Below are 12,242 nucleotides of genomic sequence, written 5' to 3' on the forward strand. Positions count from 1 at the left end.
TGGCATGAGCGCACATGATGCCAGGCGGACAATCCTCCTCACCGGCGTAAACGGCCAGGTCGGTTTCGAGCTCGCGCGTACGTTGCAAGGGCTCGGCACCGTGGTTGCGGTGGACCGCCGCGATGGACCTGTCGAATCTTGATCAGATCCGCAGCGTGGTTCGCGAAGTGCGGCCCGCGCTAATTGTGAATCCGGCTGCCTATACGACGGTGGACAAGGCTGAGCAGGAAGTCGAACTCGCGATGCGCACCAATGGCGAAGCGCTGATCCATTATTCGACCGACTACGTGTTCAACGGCAAGAAAGACGGCGTCTACGTCGAAGACGACCCGACCGATCCGCAGAACGTTTACGGGTGTTAACGGCTGTGAGAAGCCGACACTAAACGGCGGCATCGATCAGAAGTGCGGAATGGTCATGCCCTGCTGAGCGGTTTGGGAATGTTTTGCGCGAAGAGGGGGAGGTGCTTCCGGGTGCGTCGGAAGGAGTCAGTAGGGCGAGTGCACACGCACCCGACGCGGCTCGTTTCAGGAAGTAGTGACGCTGAAGTCGGGATGCGTTGGAAGAAGGCTTACCGCCGAAGAAACAGGCCCGACACCGGCTCAAACCGCCAAGTTCCCGATGTCGAGCCCCACATGCGCATGGGGCACGGGTGCCGGGCCAGTATGGCCCAGTATGCAAGCGATGAGTACCAGGCCTTACTGAAGCAGCATCACGTGGTTTGCAGCATGAGTCGCAAGGGAAATCGTTGGGACAATTCGGTGATGGAAAGATTCTTCCTGAACCTCAAAATGGAGCGTGTATGGCAGTGTCAGTACGCCAACCGCGATGAGGCTCGGCGCGATATCAACCAATACATAGTCGCTTTCTACAATCCGGTGCGGTTGCACTCCACGCTGGGCTATCTGTCGCCCGCCGCTTACGAGGCGAAACCGACAGCAAAAGAACCTATCTGCCTGTCCGAAATTAGTTGACCACTACAGCGATGACGATAAATCGGCAGGTGCTGGCGGCAATATGAGTGGTAGACAACGGCACGGAATTGGCTGAGTGGGACATCGAAATACGCCGGCAGTGAGGCACGCGAAGCGGCGCATGGCGCAAGGAAAAATCATTGCGGGTATTCTCAGTGGAAATACCCTGCGCGCCCTATTGTCGGGTTCGGTCGACAGCTTGATCTGTTTCGCCGTTCGCGTCTCGTCCCATCGCTTGCCATCTATCATGGTCTCCTGCGGTTAGCGGGTGACGATTGGGTTACAGTCACCCGCAGAGTTTCGAGCTCGGAAACGCATAGGATAACTTTTTACCAATACTGATCGCTTATGCCTTTGTCATCGAAACCCGATACCAGAGCACAGGCCGAACTCCTGACCCTTCTCGTGGTTTCGCAACTACTGATGCGTCACGTGGCACACGTATGGCTGACTGTCGAGCAGGTAGTTGAATCTACACATCTCTGACTTTGGTTCCGCGGCGATCGCAGTGAATGGCTGGAGCGCGTAGAACTGGCCGGCCGCGCCCGAAGATTGGCGGAAAGTGTGACGTGAATCGAAGGGGATATCTTCAAATCTGGAACCTGGCGACGGGCTCTCTTGGCTTGTGGACGCCAAGACTACCGCTGCCCGGCGGCAGCTAGAATTTACAATGTCTGCATAGAATTTGTTATCGATCGGAATGCCGCTAGAAACCGGCCACGCCCTGAACAGCTATTGGTATCCGCGTCCTTCCCTTAAACCCAATGCCTGCGGTGCAGGCAGCGATAAAAATGAAAGGGCATCACATCGTGCGCGCCACGCGAGGTGGCGCAGGACTTTCTATGTTTGTGCATGCAAAAGCAGGTGCACTCGGGCCGCTATCACTGCGTCCGGTGCGGCCTACCGCGAATAGTCGGACGTTATGGTCGTTGAAAGCCTGCAAAAATGCCGATCACCGGCGGGGCAATGGCGGCGGAGCGACCGGTGACATCGGCGGCGCAGAAACAACGATTCAGTTCTCATGGGCAGGGATTGGATACCCACGGCCTTTGCGTTTCGGCCGCGAAGATCCACACATGGGACAACGCAGGTTTGAGACATGAAGGCTAACTACTCGTAGCCGAGCCTGTGACTCAGAATGGGCGCGAAAAAGAGCGCCATCGCCGAGCCCGCAGCCTTGCCCTCGAGCTCCGCGGCCGCAGCTGCGGCCTGCATTCCATACGAGTACGTGAAGAGATCAAATAGCTGAGGCAGGCAGTAGAGCACGGCGATCACAATGCAATAGCCTTGTATGATCGCCAAACGCCAGCCCTTCTCGAAGGCGACAGCGGCGGCGACGATGCGTAGAATGCTGAACAACACCATCGCGCCGACAGCCGCCTGTTCGCGGACCAGATACTCTGGAATAAATTCGCCCATAACTCCCTGTACTTCGATAGGTTAATCAGCCTGAAATTGAAAGCCGCCGATTCGAACGTTGCCATCGGACGGCGGACCGCGTGGGACAATCCTTCTTTGGAATTGACGAACGAGGCGACTGGTTTTGATGTTACAGAAATCGTATCCGTGCAATGACGACTTGGCTGAATGAACCACGATAACGGCCGATATAATCAATATCTACCGTCCGTAGACGGCATGCGCCCTTTGTGCAAGCTTTTCGGATGTGTTGACCGTGTCCGCTTTTGGTTACCAACGCGAATGTGAAGAGGCTCCATTTAAGAAGTTGTTGCGAAATTAGCTAAACAGTGGCTTGAGACGTGTCCAGCAAATTAAGGCACAAGCCAGAGACAGGAAGGCTTCATGGATGTGGGCATAACGTTCGTAGCGAATCTTCAGGCGTCGAAACGAGTGAAGCCATGCAATCGAACGCTCGACGGGCCAGCGCGTTTTGCCGAGACCACTTCCATGGACCGAGCCAATTTTTGCGAGCAACGGCGTGATGCCGCGCGCTCTCAAACGTTGCCGATGGGGTTCGGAACTGTAGCCCCGGTCACCCTGAACGATTTGTGGTTTATGCAGGGGGCGCCCGCGCTTGCCTCTGATATATGGAATTGCCTCGACGAGTGCATCGAGTTGGGTGATGTCATGTCGATTCGCTGCGCTCAGGATGACCGCGAGCGGGATGCCTTGCGCGTCGACGATGAGGTGGTGTTTGCTGCCGAGCTTGCGCCGGTCCGTGGGATTCGGGCCGGTTTTTTTCCCGCCAGCATGGCGCGAATCGATGAACTGTCCACGAGCGCTCGCGACAAATCGATTTCGCCGCGACGGCGTAGTTCGGCCAGCAGCGTTTCGTGGATGCGTTGCCAGACACCTGCTTCCTGCCATGCGACAAGCCGTCGCCAGCAGGCTGTGCCTGAGCCGCATCCCATCTCCTGCGGCAGGAGATTCCACGCGATGCCTGAGCGCAGTACGAACACGATGCCCGTCAGTACAGCACGGTCGGGTGTTGGCTTGCGCCCCGCATATTGCCGATTGCGAGGTGCTCGCGCAGGCAGAAGTGGTTCGATGAGTGACCACAGTTCGTCGTCTATGAGTTCTTTAGGCATTGCTTCCTGTCAGGCAAAACAAGACAGAAAGTTAACACCAAGTCAGAAAAGTTAACAGGCCTAAAACTTAATTTCGCAACAGTTTCTAAGTCTCGGCAGACTGTCGCCGGCAGTAGTTGAGCAGGGAATCTGTGGCGCCCATTTATGTTAGGGGCCTGCAGCAGTGCTTACCGGCTTGGTTGAAAAATAACGTCAAGCAACACCGGCACGCACTAGCTGCTTGGCGAAGTACTTCGACAACGGCGTACCGTGTACATAACGGGCGGTGTGTTCTCAGTCGACCAGATCTGCGGAGAGACGAGCAGCGCGCTGATATCGGCACGCTGCTCGATGATATCGTCACCTCGGGTGAGCGCCATGTCATAAGCAAGTTCGTCGTTCGACAAATCGGTCTGCAGGCTCAAGGTCGGCGATAGCTGTAGGATGCCTGCTCAGTAAGCAAACCTGTTTGGAATTTCAGTGCACCGGGCAGCGCGATGTCAAAGTAAGGTGCGGCAGTGCTGCTCATTGGATCGGGCTCGTGCCGGTGATCGGATGCGTATGCTTGAGGCTGCTACAGCGCCGCGTTGTTGCGCATCCGATAGTCCGTCGGAGTCGTCGCCAGATATTTTCTGAACAGCTTCGACAACTGCGCGCCGCTGCCGATGCCGCAGCGGCGCGCAATCTTGTCGACTGGCAGACGCGACTCCACGAGCATCCGGCAACTCATATTCAGACGTGCGCGAAGCAGATAGTCGGAAGGCGTCATACCGATCTCGCTCTTGAAGCGGCGCAGGAAGTTGCGTTCGCTCATCGCCGCAACTTGTGCTGCGTCGTCGATTAAAATGGGGCGATCGACGTTCGCTTCCAGCCAGCGCGCCGATGCCAGGATTTTCTGGCTGATCTGCGGCGTCACGCCAAGCGTCATCGAGGAGCTAACCGGCGCCTTGGGCTGACGGGCGACCGACTCGGTAACCTGATGTGCCAGATCGGGGCCGAGATCCTCTTCGACGATCCGTAGCGCGGTTGATACGGCGTCCGGTGCTTGTGTCAGCCGCACCGGATGCCGCCCGTGTGCTTCGTTGCCGTCATAAAGTAGCGGGCAGTAGCGCCCGGGCAGCCCGGCTGCCTGGAGCAGCAGTTGACCTTCCGCGATCGGATGTACGATCTCGCTGAACGGATGCCTGCGGCGCAACCAATTGCTCAACCGCTCGTCGCGGGATGCCTGCTCTACCCCGACGCCGCCGGCGATGTACAACAGGTGCGTGTCGTTCGTGCCTCGGTGCGATTGGACATCGTCGGTCCAGACGAATACCGATGACGAACTTGCGATGCGGCCGCCCGCGGCGGACAACAGCGAGACGTCGTAACGTGCGCGGCCCGATCGCGGCGCGGCGAGAGAGTTAGCCTTCTGGAAAATCTCGATGATTGCCGCGACTGTAGGCAATGCGAATCCGTTAAACAGCGCGATGTCGACGCGAGTCAGAGAGCTCGTTCGCGCCGGCGCGGCACTTGGCCGCGAGCTGTGCGGCAGAGTACGTACCAAGTCCATTTTGCTTTTTTCCCCGGAAATGTGTGGTCTGCAAAGTCTTCTCCCAAGACTCTGTATTTTTCTTATTGCCGCATGCTATACGGTTGATTCTCGCCGCAATATTTCATGGCCGAATTGGCCAACACATTGGCTGTTGACGACACGGAGCGGTCAGATATCGCACAGCCTGCAGGCCGTCTGATTCGGCCTTTGTGAACAGGTAAATTTCCAATGCGCTGGCGCACGTCTCGACAAAACCGAGATGGAATGTATAGCGCATATATTTTTTCTTAGAGGTGAGTGTATGGACCGGAGACATGGGTAACAGGTGTGCGGAGACATGGGTAACACATGATCCGCTCATTCCTGCTGGTTCAGGTTGATGGTTCCGAAACGGTGATGCGCAAAAAACAGGTCGTAGCAGCTCTCTTCATCGACGCGCTCGCGGATGGCCACGGGCAGGTTCTGCAATGCGTTCGATACCTTGAATCGCCGGTTCCTGAAGCGTAGTTCACCGTTCCACTTCACGCACTGCACGTGGTCGTTTGCGCCGTACTCGATCGGCGGCAGGATTTCGGGGTAGGCGCGTGGACTCGGTCGATAGCGCGTGCCCGGGGTCGCCATGTCCAGCGCCTGATGCGGGCGTTGATGGTTGTAGACCGGGCGCCACTCATCGAACGCCTGCTGGGCGCTGGGCAGGTCCCTGAAATGGCGCCCGGCGATCACCTCGGCCTTCAGCGTGCGGTGAAACCGCTCCTCCTTGCCGTTGGTCTGCGGATGCGCCACGCGGCTGTGCGACAGTCGCACGCCCAGCCGGATGAGCCAGATGGCCAGTTCGGTCAACTGGCCCGGCTGGCTGGGGCTGCCCCACGGCGAACCGTTGTCCGCGTTGATGCGCAGCGGCAGCCCGTAGCGGCGGAACGTGCGCTCCAGATGATGCTGGACGATCCGGGTGTCGGTGCAGATGCAGGCATCGAGTGTCACGTTGTAGCGCGAATGATCGTCCAGCATGGTCAGTGGTGAACAGTGCCGTCCGTCCTGCAGGTCGAACCAGCCCTTGAAATCCATCTGCCAGAGATCGTTGGGCTGCGCATGCTCGAAGCGCTGCCAGGCCGTGGCGGCATCGGAAGCGGCCGGGTCGATCAACCCGTGGCGATGCAGGATATCGGTCACAGTGCTGGGAGCGGGCACGTCCGTGTGACCCAGATCGCACAGACGTCGGCTGATCTTGCGTCCACCCCAGGCCGGATGCGCCCGCCGCAGTTCGACCACGCGCTGCTCGACCGACGCTGTCGTGCGTGCCGGACTCTGCCGGGGCCGTCGCGAATGATCCGTCAGCGCGGTGGCTCCGCCCTGCGCGTGGCGATCGAGCCACTTGTAGCCGGTCTTCGGGCTGATGCCAAAGCGCCGGCACAGTTCACGACGGTTGGCGCCTTCCTGCGAGGCCAGCTGAACGAATTCCAGACGCAGATTCATGGTGTCTCTCGGGTTCCAGGGCATAACCGGCTCCAGGCGATTCGCTCGCCCAGAGTGTTACCCATGTCTCCGCACACCTGTTACCCATGTCTCCGGTCCATACAAGGTGAGTTAAAAAAGGCTGCTCAGCGCGGCTGAAGATGTTTCAGCAGATTAGCGCGCAGGCTAGCTTGAGGAATGCGTCATGAATGTCAACGCGACGTTTGAAGCGAATGAGAAGACGACAGAAACCATGAAGCCGCGAGTGAGTTCATTCGACGACCCAACGGCATTTGCCGAAGCCGCTTCCGTGTTCGGTGCGGCGCCTTGCGATTATCGGCCTGATGCCGCAATCGCGAAGTCGGCGCGATGCGCAACGGAACCCTAGCGTCAGTTGGCGTAGATGAGTTAGAAGCTGTTGCGAAATTAGTTAAAAAGCGGCTTGAGACGCGTCCAGCAAATCAAGGCACAAGCCAAAGACATAAAGGCCTCGTGAACATGAGCGTAGCGTTCGTAACGAACTTTGAGTCTTCGAAACGAGTGAAGCCGGGCAATCGAACGTTCCACTGGCCAACGTGTTTTGCCCAGCCCACTACCGTGCGGCGCGCCGATTTTTGCGAGCATCGGCGTGATGCCTCTCTCACGCAAGCGCTGCCTATGGGGTTCGGAAATGTAGCCTCGGTCGCCTTGTGCGATTTGCGGCTTGTGCAGCGGACGTTCCCGCTTGCCCCGGATGTGTGGAATGGCATCGACCAATGCATCGAGCTGGGTAATGTCGTGACGGCTTGCTGCACTCAATTGACCACGAGTGGGATGCCTTGCGCGTCGACGATGAGGTGGTGTTTGCTGCCGAGCTTGCGCCGGTCCGTGTGATTCGGACCGGTCTTTTTCCCCGCCAGGACGGCGCGGATGGATGAACTGTCGACGAGCGCACGCGAGAGGTCGATTTCGCCCACGACGACGCAACTCGGCCAATAGTGTTTCGTGGATGCGTTGCCAGACGCCGGCGTGCTGCCACTCGACCAACCGTCGCCAGCAAGCGGTGCTTGAACCACATCCCACTTCTTGCGGGAGCAGATTCCATGCAAGGCCCGAGCGCAACACGAACACAATGCCTATCAGCACCACGCGGGCGGGTGTGGGTTTGCGGCCCGCATACTGCCGATTGCGTGTCACAGTTTGGCCGGCGAATGCAGCGCTTCGATCAGTGCACGCAGTTCGTCATCAATGATCGGTGCTGGCATTCTCTGGTCCGTTGTTCAGGCGACCAAGGTTAGCCGATTTACGGAAAAGCAAACAACCCTCAGGGCTATTTTTGAAGGGGGCCTCCTCGTATTACAGCCGTGTGCGACACGTGTCGCACACGGCTGTAATACGAAGCCATTTGGAGCACGCGACAAGTCAACGACTTGGTCTTCTCCGACAAAAGCTTCCCGATAACCGCCGTAAAGCGACCCGGCACACTGGAAGAGTTAGAATGATGTCCGGTCGTTCAGGATATACGCTTGCAGAAGCGCGCACACGTGTATCTTTGCCTGCCCACAGCTTAGTCTGGTGCCTTGTCTGTATTGCAAGGACTCTGCAGCTATATGCGTCCCAGGATACGGTCGCCTGCGCATTGATTCAATGTGACAACTTGCGAGCCGACTTGACTCTCCCGTTGGTGCGGAACCTGGCGATTACGGGTAGGAGGGCGGAGCGTCGTTATGGGCTCACGCTTTCAACCTGTCGATCGCCTTCCGGACTAACCGACGATAGGGAGCCACGCGAACCAACGCATTGTGCCCTTTTGGGCGCGTGCCTTCTGCGATCGTTCATTAGGTGTCCGTGCGCGATTTGCCCGGGTTTGCGAGTAAGAAGTTTCCTGCCTTTTTGCGCACGCGGCGCGCTTGTATGATGTAAAGCGCCTCGTTCAGCTTGTTGTTCGCCCACAGGGGTTGTCTCAGGCAGGGTTGAGGTAGAAAAAATCTTAGCAAACGAATGTGCTTGAGGCTAAAAAAGCTTTGCGCACGAACGTTAACAAGTTCATGTACAAACAAGACATTCAGACAATTGTTTCCACCGCTCGCGAAACGGCCGATTCTATCGTCGGAGCGCGCGAGTGGAAAACGGCCGAAGATGCCAGCGCGATGCACGCTGTGATCTTTTGGGACATGCTTGCCAAGCGATTGCCTGACACGAGCATTGCAGATATTCTGTCAATGCTCGACTAGCGGGCGCCGTACGTTCAGATGCAGTCGGAGCCTGATTGGCCGGGCAAAAACGATGCATCATGATGCGACGCTCAGGTGCTTTGACAGTTCGCGGCACAACCGGCCGCTCGTTCTGCCCGACTTCCGCTAATTTGCGTCTGGGGCTTCACCACGACTAATGGTCGAAAAGACCGACCAGCGAGAAGATCTTGACGACTGATCCTTGCTTCGATTGACGCTCACCTTGTTGCTGAATGAAGACTTGCATTGCGCACGTCATCTCTTCAGCTGAAAGTTTGCGATAGGCGCAGATGTTGTATGTGACGCCGTTTCGCTGGTTTTTGATGAAATTGTCTACCTTTGGTAGCGGCATGATTTCCTCGCAAACGTCAAGTGATTGTCCGGCGGCAGCGGAATTTTCGTTCACGGCGCTGGACCGCATCATCATCGTGGATGAACCGGAGCATGCGCGGGGCTGTCATTTAGCTTCGGGAGCGACGGTATCTGCTGCGTTTCCCGATCCTCGCACGAGTAGTCCCTGCCGTGATCCATACCGCCCGATATTGGAGGTGTCCACGAGAAAGAATCTGCCGCCCGAGGGATCAGTAGGCTGAAAGGTTGAGGGTGGGCTTGGCTTAAGATAGGCGCGCCTCCAACGACCGAAGCTAAGCTTAGTCGTTCGGAGCTGGCTGCGGACGCATGCGGCGGCAGCGGTCATGCTCTTGACGGAAGGGGACACGAAAAAGGGCGTAGCCAGACTAGACCGGTCTAAACATACCAGGTCTCTGAAGCTGATTGGAGTCGCCCCTGTAATATCGCACACCGCCTCAGACCAAGGTCGATGAATCGGTCCTGCGCCGGAACTCGCTTGGCGAGCGGTATCGCAGCGCGCTATGCGGTTGCTTTTCGTTATAATGCTCGAAAGCGACGGCCAGATTGCGAGCGGCCATTGCTGCATCAGGCTTCGGCATCAGGTCAATGTAATTGCGCTTCGTTGTCTTCACGAAGCTTTCGGCCGTCCCCACTTCTCTGTGGGCTGCACACAGGCGTCGTGAGCGGCCTCAGGCCGAGGTCGGATGCGAACGCGCGCGTCTTCTCTGCGATGTGGCCCGAGACTTCGTTGCTGAGCCATTCAATTTCCGCAGAAGCCTTCAAAACGTCGCTGAAGCGCTGTTCCACAGCTGCGAGCATGACCTCACACACCGCGGCCGCTATGGCCAACGGCCGTCGCTGCCCAACTCATGGTCTCGCGCTCACAGCAGTCAAGCGCGAAGGTCACGCGCAGCGGTTGACCGTCGTCGCAGCGAAAGTTGAAGCCGTGAGAACACGATCGCTGGTTGCTCTTCGGCACAGCCACTTTGCCGTCGTGTCGGCGCTCGATGCGCGGCCACGCATCATCACAGATACTTTCCGATCCCAATCGAATTGAAGGCCCACTTGGCGCGTTCCATGGAGACGTGACTACGGCGCGCCCGGTGTCTGGGGAATGCCTCTCGCCAGGCGCACCCGTGCCGACTCTGCATTGGCGAGCCCGACACGGAGTAGCTTGGGGTCGCCTTCTCTACGGCAAAACTCAAGATATGCTGCAATCGTTTCCTCGCTATCCAAGTAATCGGACGTGACAAACGGGGTAATGATAGTTTTTGGTATGGCGGATCGTGACGAGGTGCGGGCAGCGTCGCGCGTGCGTTGCTAGACGCCGCTTTTCTACGGCGTAGAGCCACAGTTTTCGCCACAATTCTGTGTCACGTTCGCGGTTCAGTCCAACTCGTCGCCAGCAAACGGCGGGAGCCTCTCAAAATTGAGCGAGCGTTTGCGACGGCGTGCCCATATCGCGTTCGCGTCAGCGGCGGTGGCAGCGGCGCTCGGTAGGCCGCTGGGTGATACCAGCAATCGAAGGCTTGCGTCGGGAACACAAACCCCGCGAGGGACATCGAGATAGTCGAATGCGGATGCTGGACGGGGTAGGGGCGCGTCAGCCTTCGGCGCGATCGAAAAAGCAAATTACGACCATGACCAGCGCCACAATCCAGTACCACGGCGGCAAGCGACGACGTGAAACCAGAACTCGACTATGGATTTCGCCGTTTCCAAGTCTAAACGATGCAGTGTCACAGCTTCCGTGTGTCTGGAAAGGGGAGTGTCTTGCCACATCGTGGGCGTCGGGTCCTACCGGCCGTATATTGCGTTCGCGCGCTCGATGTTGATCAAACATATTTTGGTCTTGGTGAGATCGCGCCGGAAGCGTTGATAGCGGCCTGCGGGTGCCTATTGCTGGCTGGGGCGCGCCCGGCTTCTAGCGGAATTCCGATCAATTACATAGTCTATGCAAACACTGTAAATCCGGGCTGCCGCGGGAGAGCGATAGTCTTGGCGTCCACAACCCAAGAAAGCCCGTCTCAAGGTTCCAGCTTTGAAGGTTATGTCTTCGACTCGCGTCACGCTTTCCGCCAATTCTTGGGCGCGACTGGCTAGTTCTATGCGCTCTAGCCAGTCAACACGGTCGCCGTGGGACCGAAGCCAGAGATGCGTAGATTCCACCACCTGCTCGACTGTCAGCCATCTGCGTCCGACGTGACGCATAAGTAACTGCGACACTACGAGAAAAGCCAAGAGTTCGGCCTGGGCGCCGGTATCGGGATACAGTGACGAAGGCATGAGCAATCAGGAGTGGTACACGGTTATCTCACGCGGCTCCGAGCTGGAAACTGTAGCCAAAAGGTCGACCGCGAAGCGTGAAGACCATAATAGATCGCAAATGATTGAACGCGACCCGAACGGCGGAACAGACCAAGCTGTTGACCGAATGCAACAATAGATGGCAGCAGGTATTTCCATCAAGAATATCCCGCATTAATCTTTTTCCCTGCGATTTTCGCTTTTCCGTGTGTCGCGGGGCCGGCTTTTTTGATGTTTCACTTAGCCAATTCGTTGGCCTTATCCGCCACTTTCCTCGCAACAAATATTTATCGATTTATGATCGTTGCCGGTCATCTTGGGGGCGCTCCACTTACGCCCCTGAGTTTTAACCTGCCCATCGAGCACGGGCAGATCTTTAATCTATTCGGTTGGGTCGTGCTGCCGCTTGACGTAGGAAATCGTGAACGAAATCGTTGACCTCATATATGAGTACGAGGCGATCCAGGATAAGGAATCGTTGTATGCGCGGGTGTTGATGTCCTTTATTGCCGACCGCGAAGTGCGGACACGGCACACCCTCGATAGACAGATCGAAGCGACCACGAGAGATGGGGAGCAGCTCGTGCGGCTTAAAACATCACGCGCAAACCGCTCCGATCGAGCACCTCACCAAGCTTTACGATAGTGAATTGTCCCAAGTTCCCTGAAGCGTAGCTGATGCTCGCCGACAGGGTCGTCATGCGTCGCACGAACCACGCGGAATGGCACCCGGGCGAATTCCGGCTGACGATGAATGAGGCGCTATCTAAATCCTCCGGATCGGACACTGCTCGATCAGGGTGCGGCACCCCGTTATTCAGCTCTCCTGCGGGCTGCCACGAGACGTGCTCGGTCATATTGCAGCCACGTATACGCTATGATC

At 57.4% G+C, this 12,242-nt stretch carries 7 protein-coding genes and 4 pseudogenes; 3 read left to right on the forward strand and 8 right to left on the reverse strand.

The window, feature by feature from the left end; all coding sequences use genetic code 11:
- Positions 1-4: 4 nt before the first annotated feature.
- Both B0G81_RS40125 and B0G81_RS44240 read left to right on the forward strand, forming a co-directional pair.
- Positions 5-356, forward strand: a pseudogene (locus tag B0G81_RS40125) (sugar nucleotide-binding protein); the annotation flags it as partial.
- A gap of 312 nt (positions 357-668) precedes the next feature.
- Positions 669-974: pseudogene (locus B0G81_RS44240) on the forward strand (integrase core domain-containing protein); the annotation flags it as partial.
- Between the two features lie 1,110 nt (positions 975-2,084).
- Here B0G81_RS44240 and B0G81_RS40135 read toward each other — a convergent pair.
- The 6 genes and pseudogenes from B0G81_RS40135 to B0G81_RS40160 all read right to left on the reverse strand — a co-directional run bounded on the left by B0G81_RS40135 (position 2,085) and on the right by B0G81_RS40160 (position 7,664).
- Positions 2,085-2,393 (reverse strand): hypothetical protein, encoded by a 309-nt coding sequence (locus B0G81_RS40135; RefSeq protein WP_134143762.1) that lies wholly within the window; start codon positions 2,391-2,393, stop codon positions 2,085-2,087.
- Between the two features lie 318 nt (positions 2,394-2,711).
- Positions 2,712-3,523 (reverse strand): IS5 family transposase gene (locus tag B0G81_RS40140; RefSeq protein WP_134143646.1). Its coding sequence is split into 2 segments (ribosomal slippage): positions 2,712-3,184 and positions 3,184-3,523, totalling 813 coding nucleotides; the frame shifts between segments, so codons are not numbered across the junction.
- A gap of 553 nt (positions 3,524-4,076) precedes the next feature.
- Positions 4,077-5,054, reverse strand: coding sequence for a helix-turn-helix domain-containing protein (locus tag B0G81_RS40145; RefSeq protein WP_134143763.1), 978 nt, complete (start codon positions 5,052-5,054; stop codon positions 4,077-4,079).
- A gap of 339 nt (positions 5,055-5,393) precedes the next feature.
- Positions 5,394-6,533 carry an IS481 family transposase gene (locus B0G81_RS40150; RefSeq protein WP_134138426.1) on the reverse strand — a complete coding sequence of 380 codons (1,140 nt, stop codon included), beginning with the start codon at positions 6,531-6,533 and terminating at the stop codon, positions 5,394-5,396.
- A 121-nt stretch (positions 6,534-6,654) separates the two neighbouring features.
- Positions 6,655-6,852: pseudogene (locus tag B0G81_RS40155) on the reverse strand (IS5/IS1182 family transposase); the annotation flags it as partial.
- Between the two features lie 62 nt (positions 6,853-6,914).
- Positions 6,915-7,664 carry an IS5 family transposase gene (locus tag B0G81_RS40160; RefSeq protein ID WP_347877482.1) on the reverse strand — a complete coding sequence of 250 codons (750 nt, stop codon included), beginning with the start codon at positions 7,662-7,664 and terminating at the stop codon, positions 6,915-6,917.
- Positions 7,665-8,470: 806 nt separating this feature from the next.
- Between B0G81_RS40160 and B0G81_RS40165 the strand changes: the two genes are divergently transcribed.
- On the forward strand, positions 8,471-8,701 hold the full coding sequence (locus tag B0G81_RS40165; RefSeq protein ID WP_243856863.1) for a hypothetical protein: 231 nt from the start codon (positions 8,471-8,473) through the stop codon (positions 8,699-8,701).
- A 154-nt stretch (positions 8,702-8,855) separates the two neighbouring features.
- Here B0G81_RS40165 and B0G81_RS40170 read toward each other — a convergent pair whose 3' ends face one another.
- Both B0G81_RS40170 and B0G81_RS40175 read right to left on the reverse strand, forming a co-directional pair.
- Positions 8,856-9,107: a hypothetical protein gene (locus B0G81_RS40170; protein ID WP_243856864.1), complete on the reverse strand. Its 252-nt coding sequence runs from the start codon at positions 9,105-9,107 to the stop codon at positions 8,856-8,858.
- Between the two features lie 400 nt (positions 9,108-9,507).
- Positions 9,508-10,067 (reverse strand): annotated as a pseudogene (locus tag B0G81_RS40175) (integrase core domain-containing protein); the annotation flags it as partial.
- Positions 10,068-12,242: the final 2,175 nt, after the last annotated feature.

Origin of the sequence: Paraburkholderia sp. BL6665CI2N2 (assembly GCF_004366535.1) — a bacterium.
Classification (GTDB): Bacteria; Pseudomonadota; Gammaproteobacteria; order Burkholderiales; family Burkholderiaceae; genus Paraburkholderia.

Excerpts from the sequence above, each read along its gene's own strand:
- B0G81_RS40135 (WP_134143762.1), bottom strand. The coding sequence starts at position 2,393 with ATGGGCGAATTTATTCCAGAGTATCTGGTCCGCGAACAGGCGGCTGTC.
- B0G81_RS40145 (WP_134143763.1), bottom strand. The coding sequence starts at position 5,054 with ATGGACTTGGTACGTACTCTGCCGCACAGCTCGCGGCCAAGTGCCGCG.
- B0G81_RS40150 (WP_134138426.1), bottom strand. The coding sequence starts at position 6,533 with ATGCCCTGGAACCCGAGAGACACCATGAATCTGCGTCTGGAATTCGTT.